General features: G+C 60.7%; 18 protein-coding genes and 1 pseudogene. 2 read left to right on the forward strand and 17 right to left on the reverse strand.

Features of this window, described 5'->3' with window-relative positions; all coding sequences use genetic code 11:
• Positions 1-10: 10 nt before the first annotated feature.
• On the reverse strand, positions 11-835 hold the full coding sequence (locus SOP95_RS16870) for an AraC family transcriptional regulator (protein ID WP_323607698.1): 825 nt from the start codon (positions 833-835) through the stop codon (positions 11-13).
• A 258-nt stretch (positions 836-1,093) separates the two neighbouring features.
• On the opposite strand from SOP95_RS16870, the gene SOP95_RS16875 reads away from it, so the two are divergent.
• Entirely contained in the window at positions 1,094-2,599 is a 1,506-nt protein-coding gene (locus SOP95_RS16875) for a sensor domain-containing diguanylate cyclase (protein ID WP_323607699.1), read from the forward strand.
• A gap of 477 nt (positions 2,600-3,076) precedes the next feature.
• Here SOP95_RS16875 and SOP95_RS16880 read toward each other — a convergent pair whose 3' ends face one another.
• The 3 genes and pseudogenes from SOP95_RS16880 to SOP95_RS16890 all read right to left on the reverse strand — a co-directional run bounded on the left by SOP95_RS16880 (position 3,077) and on the right by SOP95_RS16890 (position 7,448).
• Entirely contained in the window at positions 3,077-5,197 is a 2,121-nt protein-coding gene (locus SOP95_RS16880; RefSeq protein WP_442967742.1) for a TonB-dependent siderophore receptor, read from the reverse strand.
• 500 nt (positions 5,198-5,697) lie between these two features.
• Positions 5,698-6,099 carry a DUF4440 domain-containing protein gene (locus tag SOP95_RS16885; RefSeq protein ID WP_323607702.1) on the reverse strand — a complete coding sequence of 134 codons (402 nt, stop codon included), beginning with the start codon at positions 6,097-6,099 and terminating at the stop codon, positions 5,698-5,700.
• Positions 6,080-7,448, reverse strand: a pseudogene (locus tag SOP95_RS16890) (MFS transporter). Before SOP95_RS16890 ends, SOP95_RS16885 begins: the two are co-directional and overlap by 20 nt.
• Before the next feature lie 106 nt (positions 7,449-7,554).
• Between SOP95_RS16890 and SOP95_RS16895 the strand changes: the two are divergent.
• Positions 7,555-8,442 carry a LysR family transcriptional regulator gene (locus SOP95_RS16895; protein ID WP_323607703.1) on the forward strand — a complete coding sequence of 296 codons (888 nt, stop codon included), beginning with the start codon at positions 7,555-7,557 and terminating at the stop codon, positions 8,440-8,442.
• A gap of 191 nt (positions 8,443-8,633) precedes the next feature.
• Here SOP95_RS16895 and SOP95_RS16900 read toward each other — a convergent pair whose 3' ends face one another.
• From SOP95_RS16900 to SOP95_RS16960, 13 genes are all read right to left on the reverse strand, one after another.
• A complete protein-coding gene (locus SOP95_RS16900) occupies positions 8,634-9,863 on the reverse strand; it encodes a hypothetical protein (protein ID WP_323607704.1) in 1,230 nt (409 codons plus the stop codon).
• A gap of 390 nt (positions 9,864-10,253) precedes the next feature.
• On the reverse strand, positions 10,254-11,213 hold the full coding sequence (locus SOP95_RS16905) for a PDR/VanB family oxidoreductase (RefSeq protein ID WP_008054889.1): 960 nt from the start codon (positions 11,211-11,213) through the stop codon (positions 10,254-10,256).
• Between the two features lie 68 nt (positions 11,214-11,281).
• On the reverse strand, positions 11,282-12,316 hold the full coding sequence (locus tag SOP95_RS16910) for an aromatic ring-hydroxylating dioxygenase subunit alpha (RefSeq protein WP_323607705.1): 1,035 nt from the start codon (positions 12,314-12,316) through the stop codon (positions 11,282-11,284).
• A gap of 21 nt (positions 12,317-12,337) precedes the next feature.
• The gene (locus SOP95_RS16915; protein ID WP_274076418.1) at positions 12,338-12,565 is read right to left on the reverse strand and encodes a recombinase-like helix-turn-helix domain-containing protein; all 228 of its coding nucleotides are present in this window, start codon (positions 12,563-12,565) and stop codon (positions 12,338-12,340) included.
• 101 nt (positions 12,566-12,666) lie between these two features.
• Positions 12,667-13,809, reverse strand: a complete 1,143-nt coding sequence (locus SOP95_RS16920) for an FAD-dependent monooxygenase (protein WP_274076419.1) — start codon at positions 13,807-13,809, stop codon at positions 12,667-12,669.
• A 13-nt stretch (positions 13,810-13,822) separates the two neighbouring features.
• A complete protein-coding gene (locus SOP95_RS16925; RefSeq protein WP_323607706.1) occupies positions 13,823-14,788 on the reverse strand; it encodes a VOC family protein in 966 nt (321 codons plus the stop codon).
• Complete coding sequence (locus tag SOP95_RS16930; protein ID WP_323607707.1) at positions 14,785-16,281, reverse strand: aldehyde dehydrogenase; 1,497 nt, start codon at positions 16,279-16,281, stop codon at positions 14,785-14,787. The genes SOP95_RS16925 and SOP95_RS16930 overlap by 4 nt, the downstream gene beginning before the upstream one ends.
• A 9-nt stretch (positions 16,282-16,290) precedes the next feature.
• On the reverse strand, positions 16,291-17,094 hold the full coding sequence (locus SOP95_RS16935) for an aspartate dehydrogenase (protein WP_274076422.1): 804 nt from the start codon (positions 17,092-17,094) through the stop codon (positions 16,291-16,293).
• Between the two features lie 10 nt (positions 17,095-17,104).
• A complete protein-coding gene (locus SOP95_RS16940; RefSeq protein WP_274076423.1) occupies positions 17,105-18,787 on the reverse strand; it encodes a thiamine pyrophosphate-binding protein in 1,683 nt (560 codons plus the stop codon).
• Complete coding sequence (locus tag SOP95_RS16945) at positions 18,780-19,577, reverse strand: SDR family oxidoreductase (protein WP_323607708.1); 798 nt, start codon at positions 19,575-19,577, stop codon at positions 18,780-18,782. The genes SOP95_RS16940 and SOP95_RS16945 overlap by 8 nt, the downstream gene beginning before the upstream one ends.
• Before the next feature lies 1 nt (position 19,578).
• Positions 19,579-20,415 (reverse strand): IclR family transcriptional regulator, encoded by an 837-nt coding sequence (locus tag SOP95_RS16950; RefSeq protein WP_008054905.1) that lies wholly within the window; start codon positions 20,413-20,415, stop codon positions 19,579-19,581.
• A complete protein-coding gene (locus tag SOP95_RS16955) occupies positions 20,412-21,296 on the reverse strand; it encodes an alpha/beta fold hydrolase (RefSeq protein ID WP_323607709.1) in 885 nt (294 codons plus the stop codon). Before SOP95_RS16955 ends, SOP95_RS16950 begins: the two co-directional genes overlap by 4 nt.
• Positions 21,297-21,300: 4 nt before the next feature.
• Positions 21,301-21,840: a cupin domain-containing protein gene (locus SOP95_RS16960; RefSeq protein WP_274076426.1), complete on the reverse strand. Its 540-nt coding sequence runs from the start codon at positions 21,838-21,840 to the stop codon at positions 21,301-21,303.
• Between the last annotated feature and the right edge of the window lie 4 nt (positions 21,841-21,844).

The raw sequence follows: 21,844 nt of genomic DNA on the forward strand, positions 1-21,844 counted from the left end.
ATCCTGCAAGTCAGCAGGTGGAACGCAAGCGTTCAAGCCAGCGCAAAGGCGACACGCCGTAGCTGCGAGTGAAGTGCCGGGTCATGTGGCTCTGATCGTGAAAGCCTGCGGCCAGGGCGGCATCGACCAGGGTGAAGCCATCGAGGATCAGCCGACGAAAACTGTCCAGGCGCCGAAGCGTGACAAAACGGTAGGGACTGGTGCCGTACAGTGCCCGGAAGTCCCGTGACAGACTCCACTGTTCGCGTCCACTGGCCTGTTCCAGCATCTCCAGTGTAATGCCCTGGTGAAGGTGCTCCATGATGAACGCCCTCGCGCGCTCGGCCGAGCGGTAATCGAGACGTTTGCGGCCGCGTGGCTTGCCACCGACCGCACGCAACGCCATCGCCAGGTCGTATAAGGCGTCCTGCTCCTCAAGAATTTCCAGAGGATGATCCAGTGCCTGCACGAAGGCTTCACTGGCGCGGTACAGACGCAGGTCGCATGACAGTCCGCCAGCAATGAAGGGCAACGGCTCACCGCCGAGAACGTTTTGAATAAGCGCCGGATCGATGTAGGCCATGCGGTAGCGAAAACCCGCATCAGTGCCCGCCATGCCGTCATGGACTTCGTCAGGGTGCAGCACAAGTGTGTTGCCCGGCACGCCGTGGCACAGCGCACCCTTGTAGTGAAAACTCTGCACGCCAGCGAGGGTGCGGCCGATCGAGTAGGTATCGTGGCGATGTGGGTCGTAGCCATGGCTGCCGAACCACGCTTCGATGCGCTCCACGCTGCCAGGTTGAGCGCTACGTATGACCCAATCCGAGGTGGCTGGCCGACCTGCTTTTCCGTTCATGATCAGACTTTTCCGCTGGTGCGTCATCTTGAAGGGTATACGGCATCTAACTTGCGGAACTATACCGCTGCCTCAGTTCAATTGTCCTTTGAGCGTTCGTTACGGGTCGAAATCAGCTTCGTTGAGCAGTGCCTCATAATCACTTGCTGCAGCGTTTCACCTCTACTTGTATCCTTGTTCAAGGACGAATGGCTGCCGCTATCGGCTTGGCCCAATAGTCGCTGGAACGGAAAAGCGGACTTTCCATAAGGTAGTAACGTGAAGCGTGATACCCATCTTGTTGTGCTTTTGCTGTTGGTTATCGGTTGCTCCCTGGCGTCACTGACTGTCTGGAAGGTAGTTGCCTCTCGAGATAAAGCTCTGGAGGAAGTGGATGTCCATGGCTTGAACCTGACCCAGGCACTTGCGACTTACTCCGAAGGCATTGTCCGGCAAAGCTCGCTGCTGTTGCTCGGGCTTGTCGAACGCCTGGAAACCGAAGGCAGCGGCCCTGCGCAGATTGAGCGGCTCAGTGCATTGGTCGATCGCCAGGTGCCGCTGATGCCACAGCTCAGTGGTATCACGGTCTACGATAATCAGGGACGCTGGTTGATGTCTTCCAACCGGCCGATTCCAGCCGGGGCGAACAGCACTGATCGTGCCTATTTCATTCATCACCGCGACGATCCCTCCCGCGAGATCTTTATCGGTCCGCCCATCCAGAGCCGTACCAATCACGAATGGGTGATCACCGTCAGCCGTCGTTTCAATGGTCCTCGCGGCGAATTTGCCGGCGTAGTGGCGGTCACCCTGGGGGTGGAAAACTTCCTGCGCCTGTTTGGCAAGATCGACGTCGGGCAGGAGGGCGCTATCGGCTTGTCCTACACCGACGGTACGCTGCTGGTTCGTTATCCTTTTCGCGAACAGGACATGGGGCGCAACTTTTCCAGGTCACCCATCTTCGCCAAGTACCTCGTCGATCGATCAGTCGGCACCGCGTCGTTTACCTCCAGCCTGGACGGTGTGGAGCGGCTATACGCCTTTCGCAAGAGTGATCAGTTGCCGCTGGTCACGACCGTGGCACTCGGCAAGCACGAAGTTCTCGCCGCGTGGCGAACGGAGGCATTGCTGTCCGCGGTGGTGGTGACGGGGCTGCTGGGACTGACCGGTCTCATCGGTTGGTTCCTGATCCTGGATATCCGTCGGCGTACCCGGGCCGAGGATCAGTTGCGCGGGGCCCAGCAGCAGTTGCTCTCATCGAATCGGCAACTTGAGCTGATTGCGATGAAGGATGCCCTTACCGGTCTGGCCAATCGGCGCTGCTTCGATGAGAGCCTTGCCATGGAAGTCCGGCGAGCACAGCGTGAGGGGACGACGCTGGCATTGCTCATGATTGATATCGACTACTTCAAGCGCTTCAACGACTCGCTCGGGCATGTGGCTGGAGACGCCTGCCTGCAGACGGTTGGCAGGATTTTCGAGGCGTGCGTAAGGCGACCGTCCGATCTGGTGGCACGTTATGGCGGAGAGGAGATCGGCATCATCATGCCTGACACCGACAGTGACGGTGCCGCGGCGGTGGCGCAACTTATCCTTGACCGTTTGCAGCATGAGAATATAACGCACCACTCCAGCCCGTTCGGACGGCTGACGGTGAGCATCGGGATTGCTGCTGGCGCGGGTTCCCAGCTGGACCCTCTGCAAGGCTTGATCGAGGTGGCAGACCAGGCTCTGTATAACGCCAAGGCGCTGGGGCGTAACCGGTTTGTGAGGGGGGGAGGGTGACAGGTTAAGCGGGCGTCAGGCCGTTGCTCCCGTAGGAGCTACCGTAGGCTGCGATCTTTTGATCTGGCTTTTAAAAGATCGCAGCCTCGTTGCACTTGGCAGCTCAGGTTTTGCGGGTGTATGTCGGGTTTGCGGCGCGACACACATCTGTAGGAGCCGGCTTGCTGGCGATGCGAGGGTGAAGCTGATGCCGTCTTCGCTGGCAAGCCAGCTCCTACAGGTTTTGCGGATGTATGTCGGGTTTGCGGCGCGACACACATCTGTAGGAGCCGGCTTGCTGGCGATGCGATGGTGAAGCTGCTGCCGCCATCGCTGGCAAGCCAGCTCCTACAGGTTTTGCGGGTGTATGTCGGGTTTGCGGTGCGACACACATCTGTAGGAGCCGGCTTGCTGGCGATGCGAGGGTGAAGCTGCTGCCGCCATCGCTGCGATACGGCGACCGACAAGCCAGCTCGAATCAAAGCTGGTATTGGCAAATCAGAAGCTGTATTTGGCCGTCAGCATGTAGTTTCTCGGATTGCCGTAGGTATCGGTGGAGCCCCAGGTCACGTCGTAGCCAATGGCCGAGTAATACGTGCGGTCAAAGATGTTGTTGGCATTGAGTTGCAGGTCAAGGTGCTTGTTGACCTCATAACCGGCCATCAGGTCAGTCACCGCATAGCTGCCTTGTTCAATGCGATAGCTGCCATCGGTGAGCGCCACATCGTTGTACATACGGCTCTGCCAGTAAAGGTTGCCACCGACGCGAAGCTTCTCGAGCGGGCCTTGCAGGCGGTAGACGGTCGAGAGTTTGAACAGATTCTCAGGTTGGTCCGGAGTGAAGCGCTGGTTGTTGTTCGCCGGATCCGAATCCTTCTTGTAGCGGGCACGGGTATAGGTGTAGCCGGCTCCCACTTGCCAGTTCGGGGACAGGGCACCCTGCAATTCCAGATCAAGCCCTTGGCTGCGTACCAGGCCGGAGGATTCATAACAGGTCATTTCCGGGCAGCCCGCCTGATTGTCGACGACGCTGGCGCGGTTCTTCTGATCAATCTGGAACACGGCCAGGCTGGCGTTCAGGGCACCGTCGAAGTACTCGCCCTTGATGCCGAGTTCGTAGTTTTCACCCACGATAGGGTCAAGCACCTTGCCGGAAATGTCCTTTGAGGTCTGCGGGGTGAAGATGTCGGTATAACTGGCGTAGACCGAGTAGTTGTCATTGAGTCGATAGATCAGACCCGCGTAGCGCGTGACGTTGCGGGTGACTTTGTAGTCGCCTTCGCCCGTCCGGTTGTCATAGTCATACCAGTCCAGTCGCCCCCCGAGGATCAAGGTCAGCGGGTCGGCAAGGCTCAGCCGCGTGGTCAGGTAGACGCCGTCCTGGCTGGTGACTTCGTGGCTGTCGCCGCTATGCACGAAATCCGGTTTAGGCGCGCCAATGGGCCACGACAGCGCATAGGGACTGTATTCGCGGGTTTGCAGATTGACTTCGCGTCTGCTCGCACCCACCACCAGTTCATGGGTACGACCGAAGGCTTCGAAGGGGCCGCTGGCGAACCCGTCGAACGCCGTCTGGTCTTCTTCGGGTTTCGATTGGTAGGCCGTGGTCGCGAGCGAGCCGGAGTAGCGCGACAGATAAGTGCCGGAGAACACGGCGTCCTGCCAGGATTTGGTAGCCGCCAGGTTCAGGCCCCAGCCATTGTCGAAGCGATGTTTGACTTCACCGTACAGGGTGTTGATTTCCTGTTTCTTGTTTTCCCAATCGGTGCCCGGGTAGGTGGAGCGTGGCAAATCCAGATGGTGGCCGTCAGTACCGATAGGAAGGCCGCCCCAGAAGAAGTTGGTCTGGTCTTCCTGACGGGAAAAGCTCAGGGTCGCGGTGGTGTCTTCGCTCAGGTCGGCCTCACCGATCGCATAGAACAAACCGTGATTGGATTCTTCCTTGTCGCGAAAACTGTTCGCATCCTGATAGGTGCCTACCACGCGACCACGCAGAGTGCCGTTTTCGTTCAGCGGGCCCGAAGCGTCAATCTGTCCACGATAGTCATCCCAACTGCCAGCCGCGCCGGTCAAGGTTACTTGCGGGGTCGCGGTCGGGCGTTTGCGCACCATGTTGATGGCCGCCGATGGATTGCCGCTGCCGGTGACCAGGCCTGTCGCGCCACGAATGATCTCGACCCGGTCGAACATCGCCAGGTTTGGCTGCACACCGACGTTCCATCCGGTGTACGAACTGGGCAGGCCGTCGTACATGATGTTGTCGATGTCGAAACCGCGCGAACTGTAGGTCTGTCGGCCAGGGCCACTCGACTGATTGAGGAACAGCCCCGGAGTTGCCTTGACGACATCGTTGACGCTGGTCATCGCCTGATCGTCCATGCGCTGGCGTGTGATCACTGTCACTGCCTGTGGGGTTTCTCGCATGGACAGCGGCAGCTTGGTAGCGGTCGACATTTCACCCGTGGTGTAAGAGCCCGTGCCCTCGGTGGTTTGACCCAACTGGTCGGCGCTGACGTTCACTGCGCCAAGCGTCAAGACATGCTGATCGCTGGATGGCTCATCGGATGCTGCAGTGGTGGTCGCTTCTTGTGCGACTACAAAAGGCGAGGCGCTTGCCAGGGCGACGGCAACGGCGAGAGGGCGGGGCCAAAAAAGTTGCACGCAGAATTCTCCTTACAAAAGGGATTGCAGTTCGTTGAGCAGGAAGTGGAATTTCAGCAGCGGCGGGTGAGCCGTTTTGCGCTACAAGGCGGAGGTGGGGCTTGCACAAAAGCTGATGAGATTACTTGTGATAATCATTCTCAATAGTGTGCCAGATTGGATCCTTGGAAAAAAGCCCTGCTTACCAATTGGTTAACGAAATTTTCACATTCGCAGGGTTTGTTGCAGGGGAGCGGCGAGGTCCAACACGTTATCTACAGGGGCGTGCGTCCTCATCTGTAGGAACTGCCGGAGGCTGCGATCTTTTGATCTGGCTTTTTAAAAGATCGCAGCCTCGTTGCACTCGACAGCTCCTACAGGAGGGAATGCGTATTCACCTGTAGACGGGAAAGTACGCGAGGGGAAAGAGGACCGGGAAAGCGGGAAAGAGGGGGAAAGGGCACGGATTTATTTTCCCGCTAGCCTAGCGGCGTTTCATGCAGGTAGATCCATTGGGCGTTGTGGTGATGCATGCCAATGATCGCCACCGAAACCCGTGAGCTTTCGTGCTGGCCGAGGCGATGGGTTTCCTTGTAGCGAATCGCCACGCTGTTGCCTTCCTGCCAGACCGTCTGCAGCTCGCTGATGACGATCTCCAGGCCTGGCTTGGCGCCAACTGCACCTTTGAACATCTGCTCGACCGTCGCCCGGCTGACAATGTCGGCCGAGGTGGTGACCATGGTGAAGTGCTCGGCAAAGGCCGATATCAGTGGTTCCAGCGTGGCCTGGCCCTTACCGTTTGCGTCGGTGAACAGGGTGTGGATCAGCTCGTGCACGTGATGAATGCTGTGGTGCGCCTGTTCAACTATTTTGTTGTGCATGACAGTCCTTTTTTAGTGTTCAACTGACTCAGTTGAAAGAGTGGGCACAGGCCCAGCAGCGCGGCGACGGCAAAGGTCATGTGGTAGGCCTGGGTGGTATCGAAATGCTTCGAGAGCAGGTTGAAAACCATCAGGAAGAAGGCAGCGCCGATGCTGAATGACATCTGTCGGTTGATGTTCCAGATGACACTGGCCTTGTGGGTGTCAAAGCCCTCGAAGTCCATCAGCGACGTGGTTTGTGCTGTGTTGGCACCGATGCCGCCGCCGATCCCCATCAAGCTGTAGGCGATGACGATCACCAGAGAGTCTGCGGAATCGTTCACCAGTAACAGGGTGGCAATGCCGGCACTGTGCAAGAGCATGCCGAGGGCAAACAGCCGCTTGGCGCCCATCCGGTTATAGACCCGGCCACAGATCAGCATCGCGATGAATGCGCCGAAGGCGTAGAGGATCATGAACATCCCTGTCAGTCGGGCGCTGAAGTGCAGGGTGTTTTGCAGGAAGAAGATGCTCATAAGGTTGACCCCCGTGAACACACCGGGAATCGCGTAATAGATAAAGATGGAGGTGCTGAGTTTTTTGCTTTTGAGCAGGCTCAGTTCAATGATCGGATTTTTGCAGTTGCGGTAGTGCAACCCGTACAGCACGACGAACGTAAAGCCTGCCATGACGAAGAGGGCGGCCAACCATGCCGCAGCGTCACCGCCGTACAACGACAAGCCCATCAGCAGGCTGCCGAGCGCGGCGCTGACCAGTAGCAAGCCCTTGATGTCGGGTCTGGGCAAAGTCGTTGGTCGCGCTTCGTTGATCCAGAACCATGACAGCCATGCCGCGATCAGTGAGAACGGGATATTGCTGTAGAACACCCAGCGCCAGGAGCTGCTGTCGACGATGATGCCGCCGATGGTCGGTGAAATGGCGGGCGCAATCAGGGCAACGGCCATGACCAACGTGGATATTTTCGCCCGCTGCTCGCCCTTGAACAGGTTGAACGTCAGTGCCTGTCCGACAGGAATCAACAGGCCGCCGCCAATCCCCTGGACGAAGCGCCAGATCACCAGCTCGATGAAACTGTTGGCCAGCCCACACATCCACACCGAGGCGGTAAACACGATCATCGAGACGGTGAGGATTTCCCGACTGCCACAACGACCGGCCAACCAGGTGCTGACCGGAATGATCAGTGTCAGCCCCAGAATATAAGCATTAGCCACCCAGGCAACGTCTGAAGTACTGACGTGCAGCGCTGCCGATATACTCGGTAATGCGACCGCTGACATAAAGATGTTAGTGCAGTCTATAAAAAAGCCGATCAGAAATATCAGTGCAACTTTGTAGCGGTAGGTCATGTTGTTTCCCCTTTGCCGCAAAGCATAGGGTCGGTGGACTTGAACTGTCGATGCGATTATCCTTGAAACAATGTTTGACGGGATTTGACAGTGAGCCCATATTTCCATGCACACTCATCTTAATCGGGTCCAGACATTCCTGGCCGTGGTCGATTTTGGTTCTTACACCAAGGCCGCCAATTACCTGAACATCAGCAAGGCCATGGCCAGCCTGCACGTCAAGGCGCTGGAGGACGTGCTGTCAGCGACCTTGCTAATTAGAAATACCCGAAATATATCCCTCACGGAAATCGGTCAGGACTTTTATGAAGAATTCAAAGGCATTGTTGCAGACATCGATAATGCCTTCGATAACGTATTGAAAGGGCATGATCGGGTGTCCGGCAAGTTACGCTTCAGTTCCACCAGTGAATACGGCGAGGCCTATATTCTTCCGTTGATGCCGCAGTTTATAGAGCGCTACCCGGAAATAAAAATCTGCTATAACTTCAACTCGTCACTCAATGATCTGGTGGCGGAAAAATTGGACCTGGTCATCCGTCTGGGCAATTTGGCGGACTCGGCTTTCAAGAGCCGTAAACTGGCCGATTATGAAGTTGTCATGGTGGCTACCGAGGCGTTTCTTGCCCGTCACCCGGTGCAGAATCCTCAGGACCTGAACTCGGTGCCGTGGATCGCCAACAGCAACCTGCAGGCACCGACCCAGTGGACACTGCGCCATCCGCACTTGGGGACTGTCGAGATCAACGGGGTTAATCAGTTTGAATCCAACTCTTCCACGGCCATCCGTTCCATGACCTTGTCGTCCCTGGGTGTCTCGGTGCTGCCCGCTTGGGTGGTCAAGGATGACATCGCCAGCAAGCGGCTGATCCGTTTGCTGCCCGACTATTCGTTGCCCTCGCAGTCAGTCAACGTGGTATTCCCCAATAGCCCGCATTTGCCCCATAAATCGAGGGCGTTCATTGATTTCCTGTTGCTGCATCTGTCGCAGTAAAGCACCCGATAAAAGCCGCTGAATCGAGAGATTCAGCGGCTTTCGTTTACCCGAAACCCGCTTGCTGCGGGCTGAGATCGCCATCGCCGGCAAGCCGGGCTCCTACAGGTTTTGCGTCAACCCGAATTCCGAACGACGCGCCTCGATCCGTAGGAACCGCAGGTTGCGATCTTTGATCTGGCTTTGAAGATTCAAAAGTAATATCCAATATTGACGTTCGTCCGGTAGTACCACTCATTACTGCCCACCGAACTGGTATTGGTAAACCCCGTGCCATTCTCTGCGCCGCCATAGGGGTTGGCGTTTTTCGCCCAGGTGAAATCGACCCACGCCATGATCGGCATCGCCAGGAACTGTGCGCCCACGGTGTACATTTGCGAGTCGTCCCAGCCGCTCTCGTCTTTCATCATGCGGCTGTAGTCGTTGTACAGTTTGATCTTCTTCAAGGGCCCCAGTTTCGGCGTCGGGATGTCGTAGGCGACGTTCAGCGAAGCGATGGTGGCCTTGGCGGCAATCAGGTAGGCCGGCGTCAGGCCGTTGCTGCCCATCAGTATTGAATTGTCGCTGACGCCTGCCGGGTTTTTCGGGTCGTATTCGTAGCGAATGCCCTGGCTGCTGACGGTCCACTGGCCGGCGTTGATGATGGCGTGGATGCCGCCGGCCCAGTAGTCACCGTCGTCCCTGGTGGTGGCGTTGTAGAGCTGGGCGGTGGCCAGCGATGCGCCGAGTTCGGTCTTCCAGCCATCGTTGACAAAGGTTCGCGCTAAGCGGGCGTTGAGCTGGTTGTGTTTCTCGTTGTCCTGGCGCGACTGGGTGAAGGGGATGGCATTGTCCTTTAAGTCGGCATAGCGCCCGACTTCCGGCGAGTAGCGGATGTCGGACGGTAACATGCGCGGGAAGTAGCCTAGTTGCAGGTCCCAGTCCTTGTCCTTGTAGCTGTACTTCAAACCGGTGCCGGCGCTGACGCCGTAACCCATGAAGAACGGCAGGTGATAGCTCCAGCCGAATTGCGGATAAGGTTCCAGCCCGAACGGTTTGAACGGTGCGCCCACTTGCAGATTGGAATTGCTGTTGAGTCGATAGCCGACGAAGCCGCGATCGATGGAGCGTTTGCCATCGTCCTGGAACCAGTAGCCGACATCGCTGTAGAGGTTCTTGTGAGTCGCTTGCACATCGATGCGGAAGGTGTCGAACAGAAACCGCCCGTTGTTTTCGGTGGTGTCCCAATGCTCGTCGCGGTAGTTGGTGCGCAAGGCGCCGCCGATGTCCAGGCTGCTCTGGCCGTCATCGCTGCGCCAGGCGATATGCGGAAACGGCTTCTTACCGGTGGTCGAGGTCACGGGGGCGGCAGGGCCGGGTTCGCCGGCGAAACTGACGCAACTGCTGATGATCAGTCCCAGGCCTATAACGTACTTCTTCATGCTGACTCCCCTGCGATGTTGAGCACTGCAAAGTGACCGGCAACACTTTCCCGCTCGCCTTAAAGTGGCAATAAAGGGAAGGCTCATGTGTTGCTCTTATGCAGTGTGTTTTTTTGTTTGGGCTGTTTAGTAGGTAATACGGTGTCTGACCTATGAACCTGACAGGGATAGAGCAGAAACCATGCCAGTACCGGCCTGGATCGTTGCTTAGTAAAAAATCCAGGTAAAACAATTGTTTATATGGGAAACGCGTTTTTATGTATTGCATGCGAAACAGCGCGTTCAGGGGGTAACCAAACTGCACGTTAGTTGTGCGGCGATTACTTTCCGCGCATTAAAAAGGCCGACTAAAAAGCCGGCCTGTTCAAGGGATGAAATAACGCAAAGTGACTACAGGTCGAGTACCAGTCGCCGGCTCTTGCACCCCGATACACAGACCATCATGGATTTGTTCGCGGCACGTTCGGCTTTGGTCAGCACGCCGTCACGGTGGTCGACATCACCTTCCAGGACGCGTGTTTCACACGAACCGCACACCCCCTCGCGACAGCTGTGCTCGATGTCACAACCGGCCTCGAGCAGCACGTCGAGCAAGCTCAGACCCGGCTCGATGGACAACGTCTTGCCGGACTTTTTCAGCTCCACGCTGTAACTGCTCTGTGCGTCTTCGGACGGCGGCAGTTCAGCCGCGGCAAATCGCTCGATGTGTGCATGGGGATAGCCGAGGCCTTCGCAGGTGCTTTCGAACGCGTCGAGCATCGGCGTCGGACCGCAGCAATAAAAATGCGTGTCGTCGGGCTGGCCAGCCAGGTAGGCGCTGAGGTCTGGCGGCATGCCTTTTTCGTCGTTGAAGTGGTAGACCACCTTGGCGCTCAAGCCGCTGAGTTCTTCCACCAGTGCGGCTTCCTGGCGCGAACGGGCGCAGTAGATCAGCTCGGCGGATTTTCCCAGGGCCAGTAGCTGGCGGAACATGCAGTAGATCGGCGTGATACCGATACCACCGGCCACCAGCACGCTGTGCCTGGCGCTCAGGTCGAGCTGGAAGTTGTTGCGCGGCGACGAGATCGGCAGTTGCATGCCGACCCGCAATTGCCCGTGCACATATTCCGAACCGCCACGGCTGTTGCGATCACGCAGTATGCCGACCACGTAGCGGCCACGGTCGCTCGGCGAGTTGAGCAACGAGTAGCTGCGCACCAGGCCGTTGGGCAGGTGCAAGTCGATATGCGAGCCGGCTTCGAACGGGGCGAACACGGTGTCGCCGTAGGGCCGCAACTCGACGCTGATGATGCCTTCGGCTTCGTAGCGCAAGGTGTGCACGAGCGCGGTGATAGGGGAGGAATGGGACATCGGTCACCTCTTTTCGACAGTTCGCAAATCGACACACACGCCGGCCTGAACTCGATGCACGATCAGGTTCATGGCAACTGCTTCGCGTCGATCAGCTCAAGCTGAGCCTTGGCAGCGTTTTTCAGGTAGCGACGCAGGCGCACCACACCGAGGTCATGCTGGTAGAGGTTCTCCCGCTGGTTGGCGTCCGGTTCCATGAATTCGAGCAGCACCCGATCCTGTTCCAGCACCGCCCAGTGGCGGGCTTCCAGACGGTTTTTGTAGAGGAAGCGCCAGGTGTCGCGCTGCCAGCCGGTCAGTGGCCGGCAACGCCAGTGGAACACTGCCGACAAGGAGGTGCTGCTCGGCGTGTAGCTACCGATGATGGTGAAGTTGCCGCCCGGGCCGCCGGTTTTCGGGTAAGGGATTTCCAGGCGCAGCCAGTGGCAGCTGTCGTCCATGAATTCGGTCCAGTCGAAGTTCACCCCGCGCTGGCCTTCTTTCTCGAAGAAGAAACCCTTGTCGGTGTCACGGGTGACGAATTTGGCGGTGGCTTCGCCTTCACTCATGGAGTGCGACATCTTGTGCAGGTAAGTGCCGTGCATCGGGTCCATGACGTTGTCGATGACATAGCGGTAGTCGCCTTGCCACTCGGCGTAGCACAGGAAGCTGCTCCACTCCGGGGAGCTCAGTTGCTCGGGCAGCACCAGTTCCGGCGGATTTTCAACGTGCGGTTCGACGGCGTTGTAGAGAAAGATTGCGCCGGCGGCTTCACGGGTGTGGAACATGCGGGTCGGGCGGCTGCCTTCGAGTTTGCATCCGGGGCTGCCGGGGACCTTGGTGACGGTGCCATCGCAGCGCACTTCGACGCCGTGGTAAGGGCACTGCAGGCGGTCGCCCAGCACCGGTCCCTGGGACAACGGCGCGCCGCGATGCGGGCAGTGGTCTTCGAGGGCATGCACGCTGCCGTCATTGTCGCGCCACAGGGCGATCTTGTAGCCCAGTCGACGGATCGACACCGGCTTCTCGCCCAGTTGGTCAGACGGCAGGACGGGGAACCAGAGGTTCTTCAAGCCGTTTGCCAGGAGGTGTTCTACAGGATCGACGGTTGTGTTCATGTTCATTTTTTATTTACCTCCGGCGGGTCATTCGCCCAGCCGAGCCATCAGGGTTTTATAGGCGTCTGGTGTCCACTCACCGGTGGTCAGCGGGCAGGGCGGCCCGGCCAGGTTCAGGTGCGCGAGCAGCTCGGGCAACTCGGTCACGCCGTTGCCGAAGGCGCGTTCGATGGAATCGCCGAGCAGATCCTCGAACTGGGTATTGGGGCGTTTACGGGCCTGATGCGGCTCCAGGCAGGGTTCGGTATTGCGCATCTCAAGGACCTCCATTGCGTACCCGTTCGCGGATCATTTCGCGCACGGGAATAAAGTCATACGAGGGCATCGGCAAGTTTTCACCGAGGCCCGTGTCACGTTCAGGCCGCGTTCGGTGTCGGCACTGTCCAGGCGTCATAGCCGTAAACCCAATCGGCGTTGCCACCGTCTTTGAGCCATTGATTGCCACGCGAGCCGATCTGGATCTGGCTGGTGCGTTGCAGTCTCGCCTGCTGGTAAGCCTGCAGAGCATCAGCAATCCGAGCCTTACTGTTCAGCCCCTGCAGATGGCGCGCGAGCACCACGGCATCTTCGATTGCCTGGCCGGCACCTTGAGCCATGAACGGCATCATCGGATGGCAAGCATCGCCCAACAGGGTCATCGAACCTTTGGACCAGAACGGCAACGGATCGCGTTCATACAGCGCGGTCTTTAGCACGTCGCTGCAGGCATCGAGCAAGGCACGGGCATCCGGATGGAAGTCCCGATAGTGGCTACGCAATTCATCGGCATCCCCGGCGCTGGTCCAGGACTCTTCATGCCAGCTGTCCTGTGCGGTGGTGGCGAAGATGAAAATGTCCCGGCCTTGATTCAGCGGAAAGGTCACGATCTGGCTTTGCGGGGTCGGCCCCCACCATTTGGTGAACGCCTGAATGTTGGGCACATGCGCGACGCTGTCGGCCGGCACGACGGCGCGGTAGGCGACCACTCCGGTAAAACGTGGTTGCTCATCACCGAACAACGCATTGCGCACCACCGAATGAATGCCGTCAGCGCCGATCAACAGATCGGTGAGGTGGCGGCTGCCATCCTTGAAGTGCAATTCGATACCGTCGGCGGTTTGCAACACGCGCTCGGCGCGCTTGGCAAACTGCACTTGTTCTTGCGGGAAGACATTGGCCAGTGCGGCCAACAGGTCGGCGCGGTGGATGGTCAGTTGCGGCGCGCCGTATTTCTGTTCGGCGGCATCGGACATTTCCAGGCGCGAGGTTTCCACGCCGCTGTCCCACATCCGGCTGATCCGGTGAGTGGGACGAGCAGCGGGAATACGCACTGCTGGGCCGACACCCAACCCATCCAGGGCATGCACGGCGTTAGGTGTCAGGTTGATGTCGGCTCCGACCCGCAAAAAGGCTTTGGACTGTTCGAACACGGTGACGTTATGGCCGACACGGTGCAGGGCAATGGCGGCGGTCAGTCCACCGATCCCGGCGCCGGCAATGGCGATATTCAGCGAAGACATGTACGACTCCTGCTCAGGACTTGGGTTTGTCGGTGAGGAACTTGCCCTTCGGCGCCTCGACGTTTTGCTGGCGGCGGGTATTGCCGTCGATGCCGCCGGCAATCGCCCATTCGGCGAAGACGGTCGGCCCGGGTTCGAAGGTGCGTGGCTGCCATTCGCCGGTCAGTTGGTCTTCGTCGGCGTAGTACTCGACCAGCGCGCCGGCCGGGTTCTTGAAGTACCAGAAGAACGCCGACGACACCGGGTGGCGCCCCGGGCCGATTTCCGTGGCCCAGCCGCTGCGGGAAATGTGCATGCCGCCACCGAACACTTCGTGCACATCGCGCACGGTGAAGGCGACGTGGTTGAGGCCGGCGCGCGGGGCGGGCAGTTGCAGCATGAACAGGTCGTGGTGACCGCCTTCTTCAGCGGTGCGCAGGAACGCGCCGCGATCCGGGTAGCGATCCGAGGCCTGGAAGCCGAAGCGCTCGTGATAGAAGGCTTCGCAGGCGTTGACGTCCTTGACGAAAAACACCACGTGCCCGACTTCGATCGGCGTGGCGCGGTCGTAGATCGGCGCAGCCTTGTTGATCCGGCCCTTGGTTTGCCAGGTGTTGTGGCCGCTGCACTCGATGTCCAGTTCGCGCTTGCGGGTCACTTGCAGACGGATCGCCAGGCCATTAGGGTCGGTGCAGCCGATACGGCCGTTGGCTTCGATGAAGCCCGGGTCGTTGGCGATGCGCTCGCTGTAGAGCTTGAGGTCGGCGTCGCTTTCGACGCCCCAGACCACTTCGCGCACGGTCGAACCGGGTTCGATGGCCGGCGGCAGGCCAGCCTTGTCGATGTCGGCGAGCACCACGCGGCAACCGTTGAGGGTTTCGAAGATCACCTCGTCAGCTTGCTCGCTGACTTTGCTCAGGCCCCAGTCACTGAAGAACCGTGCGCTGGTCTCCAGGTCTTCGACACCGTAGGTGACTTCATCAATGCCTAAAACGCTCATAACCCCACCTCACGTTGCACACCGGCCCAGGCCAGTGGCTGTTCATTCATGCCCCAATAAAGGCTTTTCTGTTCCATGTACTGCAGGATGCCCAGGCGTCCTTTTTCACGGCCCAGGCCGCTGTCGCGCCAGCCGCCGAACGGGGTGGAAATCGAGAACTGCTTGTAGGTGTTGATCCACACCGTACCGGCCTGGATTTTTCGACCCAGGGCCCAGGCGCGCTTGTAGTCGCGGGTCCAGATGCCGGCGGCGAGGGCGTACAGGCTGTCGTTGGCCTGCTCGAGCAATTGCGCTTCGTCGTCGAACGGCATGGCCACCAGCACCGGGCCGAAGATTTCTTCCTGGCACACCTGCTGGCTGTTGTTCAGACCTTCGAGGATGGTCGGCGGATAGTAGTAACCCTGATCAAAAACACCGCCGCTCGGACGCTGGCCTCCGAGCAGCAGGCGTCCGCCTTCAGCCAGCCCGAGTGCCACATAACGTTCCACAGATTCACGGTGAGCGGCGCTGATCAGCGGGCCCATTTGCGTGCGCTCGTCCACCGGATCACCGATCCGCAGCTCGGCCGCCGCCGCCACCAGCCGCGCCATGAACGGCTCGTACAGCGCGCGGGCGACGAACAGTCGCGAACCGGCGATGCAGGCTTCTCCCGAAGAACTGAAGATGCCGTACAACACACCGGCCACCGCGTGGTCGAGGTCGGCGTCTTCCAGGACGATGGTCGGCGATTTGCCGCCCAGTTCCAGGGACACTGGCATCATCTTGTCGGCAGCGATGTGGGCAATGTGCTTGCCGGTCCTGGTGCCGCCGGTGAACGACACGCGCTTGACCAGCGGGTGACGAGTCAGCGCATCGCCAAGCAGCGAACCCTTGCCAGGCAACACGCTGAGCAGGCCTTTGGGCAACCCGGCGTCTTCGCAGATGCGCGCCAGCTGCAAGGCCATCAGCGGAGTGATTTCCGCCGGCTTGATCACCACCGCGTTGCCGGCCGCCAGCGCCGGGGCGACTTTCTGCGCTTCGCTGGCAATCGGTGAGTTCCACGGCGTGATCGCGGCGATCACGCCCATCGGATCAAAGACGCTCATGCTGACGAAGTCACCCCGGGACGGCGTGATGGTTTCCTCGAGGGTCTCACAGGCCGCAGCGAAGAACTGGAAGGTGCCGGCCGCGCTGGCCACCAGGGCCCGGGTTTCGTTGATCGGCTTGCCGTTGTCCTGGCGCTGCAACTGCGCCAGTTCTTCGCTGCGCTCACGGATCAGCTCGGCGATGCGATAGAGCACGCTGGCGCGTTCATGGGGTTTGCGCTGCGCCCAGCCGCTGTGCAGAAACGCCTGGTGGGCGCCTTGCACGGCGTCTTCCACGTCTTCGACACTGGCGGCGTTGAGCCAGGCCACGGCTTCGCCGGTGGCCGGGTAGCAGGTGGCGTAACGCTCACCGCGCCCCAGTCGCCACTGGCCGGCAATGCAGATCGGTAAAGTCTGTTCGAGAGTCATCGCAGTTTCCTAGATCGAAATCGCGTGGGCGTGGTTGCCCAAGGCGCGGACGACGCTGTAGACGGTCAACGCCGAGGTCTTTGGGTTGGCCAGCAGCGGTTTGCCACGCAGGCTCAGTTCGAACCCGCCAAAGGCGCCACGGGCTTCGAAGTGATGCACGTTCTCCTCGCTGAGCGGGTCGGCGATCAGGGTCACATGGGTGCGATCCAGGCCGAGCCCGGCCAGCGACAAGGTCGCGGCGACGTTGGCGTTTTTCGGGTAGAGGCGGGCCGCTTCGCGGGCGCTGCCCTGGAAAATCACCGTGGCTTCGGTGAGGCTGTCCAGGTCGAATGCCTGCTCCGCCGGGGTGTTTTTCCAGGCGCGCGCCGGTTTGCGTCCGGTGTAGTCGACCGAATCCAGGCCGCCGACCTTGGCCGCCGACAAGGCGTCGATGCCGCCGATGGCGCCGGGCAGCAATTCGATGCGGGTCTGACCGCGTTCGGCGGCCGCTTCCAGGCGTTCCACCAGGCCCACTTCGGACAGCGCGCCGACCGAGACGATCAGGCAGGCAATGCCCCGCTCCAGGGCCGGCAACACGTGTTCTTCGATGGCCTTGTGGCCGGCGCACTCGACCAGCAAGTCGGGGCGCGCGTCGGCCGGCAAGGCCGTGAGCACCTGCGGCGGTTGTTTGAAACTGGCCAGCCGCTGGCGTACCAGCTCTTCGGAACCGGCCGAGGCGATGACGTAGTCGACGCACAACTGCGGGTCTTTCTCCAGCAGTTCGAGTACGCCGACGCCAATGGCGCCGCAGCCGATCATGGTGATATGCAACATGGCGAAGTCCTCAGGCCGTGGCTTTCTGCGCTTTGGTTTCGCTGTTGGGCGGACCGGCGAACTGGGTGGCAAAACTGCCGACGCTGAGCATGTCCACTTCCAGCAGGAACGGGCCGGGTTGCGCCAGCGCACCGTCGACGACCTTGCCGAAATCCTTGAGGTCGGTGACCAGCCCATGGCGCAGGTTCAGCGATTCGGCCAGCTTGGAATAATCCGGGGTGTGCAGGTCGACGTAGCAATGGCGACTGCCGTACACCGCGTCCTGGATGTTGCGGATCACCCCGTAGCGCTGGTCGTTCATCAGCAGGATCACCACGTTGGCGTTCTCTTGCACCAGCGTCGCCAGTTCGCCGAGGTTGAGGATGAAACCGCCGTCACCGGCCAGGGCGAACACCTTGCGCTCAGGCGCGGTTTCCGCTGCCGCCACGGCCGCGCCGATGCCCATCGACAGACCCTGGCCAATGCCGCCACCCAATGCATGCACGCCAGCGCGTGGGTGGTACAACGTCAGCAGGCGGTTGCCCCAGATGCTGTTGGACAGCGTGACGTCGCGCACCCAGGAGAAGTTGCGTCCGGTGAGCGCTTGCAGCTGTTCGACCATGGCCGAGTACGGGCCGAGGTCGGCGATCAGTTGCGTGCGGGATTTTTCACGCACTTGCTTGAGCTCGGCGAGGAAGGTCGGGTCGATCTGCAGGCGACCTTCCAGGCGATCGGCCAGGCCTTCGAGCGCCAGCGCCGAATCACCGCAGATGAACAGCTCGCTGTTGTAGCTGCGCCCTTCGATGGCCGGGTTGGCGTCGATGCGCAGGGTATTGCGTGGCAGCTTCAGCGCGTACTTGAACGTCTCGTTGCTGCGCAGGCGTGAACCAGCGATCAGCAGGGCGTCGCAGCTTTGCAGGAACTGCTCGACCAGTTTGTTTTGCGAGAATGCACCGAGGCAGCGTTCGTCATCTTCATTGACCACACCGCGACCCTGGGTCGAGGTGATCACGCCGACGCCCATGTCCAGCAGGCGCTTGACCTGCGGGCCGGCATGCCGCGCGCCGCCGCCGAGCCACAACAGCGGGCGGGTGGCCGTGGCCAGGCGCTCGGCCACCAGGTCCAGCGCTTCCGGTGCAGGCACGGCCACCGGAATCGGCAACGGCGACAGGTCGGTGGGCATCGGGATGAAGGTCGACTGGATGTCGATCGGGATTTCCACGCTCACCGGGCCGGTCGGCGCGGTCAGGGCGGTCTGCACGGCCAGCTTCATGGTGCTGAGGGCGGTTTCGACGCTGCGCACGCGGAACGCCGCCTTGGACACCGCCTTGAGCATGGTCAGCTGATCCCGGGCTTCGTGGATGTAGGCGAAGTCCTGGTCCAGGTACGGCGTTTCGATCTGCCCGGTGATGTGCAACAGCGGCGTGCCGGCGGTCAGCGCTTCGACCATCGCCCCCGCCGCGTTACCCGCCGCAGTGCCGGTGGACGTCAGGCACACACCCAGGCCACCGGTGGTGCGGGCGTAGGCGTCGGCCATGTTGGTCGCGCCGGCTTCACCGCGGGCCATGACGAAGCGGATGTTGCCGCGCACGGCGAACGCATCGAGGATCGGCATGTTGTGGATCGAGATCACTCCGAACGCGGCCTTGACCTCGCATTGCTCGAGAAACGCGGTGATGGCAGCGCCAACGGTGACAGTATTTTCATTACGCATGGCGGGACAGGCCTCCAGAAACATCGATATGGCTGCCTGTGGTGTAAGCCGACAGAGGCGAGGCCAGGAACAGGATTGCGCGGGCCGCTTCGATCGGCAGGCCCAGGCGCCCCAGGGGAATATGTTTGCGTTGTGCCAGCTGGGCGGTCCATTGGCCCCAGTCCAGCTCCCGTTCTTCGCGGGCTTCGAAACGCCGGCGCCATTGCCCGGACTCGACCAGGCCAATGAGGATGCCGTTGACCCGAATGCCATCGACGGCAAATTCGGTGGCCATCGAGCGCACCAGGTTCATCACCCCGGCGCGCGCGGCCGAGGTGGCGACCATGTGCGGTTCCGGCTGGCTGGCCAGCAGCGAGTTGACACAGACGATGGCGGCGTTGGCCTGGCTTTGCAGCTGAGCCTTGAAGGCGCGGACCGGGTTGATCACCGAGAAGAATTTCAGGTTCAGTTCTTCGGTCCAGGCGCTGTCGGTGGTGTCGGCGAAGGTCGACACGCGACCTTGTCCGGCGTTGTTGATCAGCACGCTGGCGGGTCCCAGGGCAGCAAGGCTGGCGGCGGCGAAGGCATTCACCGAGTCGGCGTCCAGGACGTTGCAGACCTGGGCGAGCAAGCGCGCCTGGGGAAAACGTTCACGCAACTGGTCTTCGGCGCTGCGCAGGCGATCTTCGTCGCGACCGCAGAAGGCCACGGCCGCGCCGGCTTCGAGCAGCAGCTCGACACAGGCCAGGCCGATGCCCGATGAGCCGCCGGTGACGATCGCGGTAATGTCCTGCAGTTGATAGAGACTCATTTCAATCCCTCATCAGGGCCGTTACGCGGTTGTGGCCGTCGTGGCCAGTCGCGCTGTTGTAGTCGAGCAACCGCGACAGTTCGTCGGCGCTGCGCCGTACCTGCAGGAGCAATTCGTTGAAGTTGACGTGGGCGATCTGCGTAGTCGGAATGGTCACCCCCAGCGCCGCGACGATCTGCCCGGATTGATCGCGCACCGGCGCGGCCACCGAGGAAATCGCCGACTCGAAGAAGCCTTCGCCGCTGACAAATCCGCGTTGGCGGTCGGCCTGGACCATGTCGAACAGCTCCATCACGGTCTTTGGCGTGCACGGTGAAAACTGTTCCAGGTGATCTTCCGGGTAGAGTTCGCGCAACTCGGCCAGCGACAGGTCTTCGAGCAGGATGCGCCCGAGCACGGTGGCGTGGGCGGGCAGGCGCGTGCCGACGTTCACCGCGCTGGAGAACACCGACGGCGGCGAGACCTTGGCCACGTAGACGATCGAGCGGCCGTCGCGCACCACCAGGTTGCTCGGGTAGTTGAGGCGGTCGCACAGGCGGGCCAGCAGCGGCTGGCCGAGCTCGGTCAGTTCCAGTGAGGCAAGGTATTCGAAGCCCAGGCGCAGCACCGACATGCCGAGGCGGTATTCGTTGCCGCTGCGGGTGACGAAGCCCATGGTTTCCAGCGTCGTCAGCAGGCGAAAGATGGTCGAGCGCGGCAGCGACAGACGCCGGGCCAGTTCCGGCGCGGTCAGCGTGCGGTTGCGCCGGCTGAATTCGCACAGCAGCAGCAGGCCGCGCTCCAGGCCCGGCACGATGTATTTGTCCTGAGCGTCCTTCAGCAGATCTGAATCGTTCATAGCGATGCACCTGTCAGGGATTCTTCGATGGCGCAGGCCAGGCGGCCCGCCACCACACTAGGTTGTTCGATGGGACTGGCGTGTCCGGCATCGTTGATAAGCTCGAAAGTGCCGCCCAGGGCCTTGGCCAGGGTCTCGCAGCTTTCGGGAACGGTGATGCCGTCGGCGTCGCCGCAATGCACTTCGCAAGGCATGGTCAGCGGTGCATGGCGCAGCAGGTCGTCACCGCACAGCAGCTCGATGGCCTGGCGATAACCCTCGGGATTGAGTCGTGCCATGTTCCATTGCACCCAGGCCTGTGCCTGAGGGCTGGCAGCGGGGGAGAGCATGTGGGCACTGCGTTGCTCGGCCATCTGTTCAATGCCCAGCTGTTCCAGGGCCTGCAGGCGTTTGTCGCGCACTTGCTGGCGCTGCACGGCGCGCGCTGGATGCCCGTAGCCCTGGGCCGGGCTGATCAACACCAGGCGGCTGATACGCTGTTGCTGCACGCCGCTGGCGAAAGCGACGGCGGTAATCGCCCCGAGGGAGTGCCCCACCAGCACGCAGCGCTGGATGCCCAGGGCGTCGAGCATCTGCAGCAGCCGTTCGGCGTAGTCCGACGCATCCGGAGCCAGGGCTCGCAGTGGCGTGGAGTCGCCGTAGCCCGGCGCGTCCCAGGCAATCACCCGGGCGTTGCGGCCCAGTTCCTGCGCCACCGCCAACCACGACGCCGAGCCCGAGCCGATCCCGTGCAACAACACAATGGCCGGCCCGCTTCCGCATTCGCGAAAGGCCTGGCGAGCACCGGCGAGCTCAAGCAGGCGCTGCGGGAAGTGCAGGGCCAGCTGCGCCTGGAGATCGGCGGTGAGCGACGGAGCGTGATGATCGATGGCGTGCGACATGGGCTTATCCGCGCTTGATCGAGGCCAGGGGGTGTTCTGGCGGGTAGGTCGGGGTCAGCGGTTTTTTCGCGCCGAGCATCACGCACATCAACGCGTCTTCATCGCCGATGTTGATCTCTTCGCGGTACACGCCGGGCGGCACGGAAATCACGTCGCGGTCGGTGAGGATGGTTTCAAATCGCTCGCCGTCCTTCTCGATCACCACCTTGAGTTTGCCGCGCAGCACGAAGAACACCTCTTCGACGTCGGTGTGCAGGTGCGGCGGGCCTTCGTGACCGGCCGGAATCACCATGGTCGAAAACGTGAAGTTCTCCGACGGGATGGTGTTCATGTCCGAGGTCACGCCGGTGCCGCCGGTGCCGATGTAGCGCATTTGCGCGCGGCGGAATTTCGGGTCGTAGTCGGCCTGGAACTTCAGGGCGTTCCAGTCGTACTTGCGGGTCTCATAACGGGCGATGCGGGTGTTCATCCAGCTTTCCAGATCACTGCCGGCGGGTTGTTCCCAGCTTTTCGGGGTTTGTTGCTGTGCTGATAAATCGGTCATGGCT

Origin of the sequence: Pseudomonas sp. YuFO8 (assembly GCF_035065025.1) — a bacterium.
In the GTDB taxonomy this organism is placed as follows: domain Bacteria; phylum Pseudomonadota; class Gammaproteobacteria; order Pseudomonadales; family Pseudomonadaceae; genus Aquipseudomonas; species Aquipseudomonas putida_AE.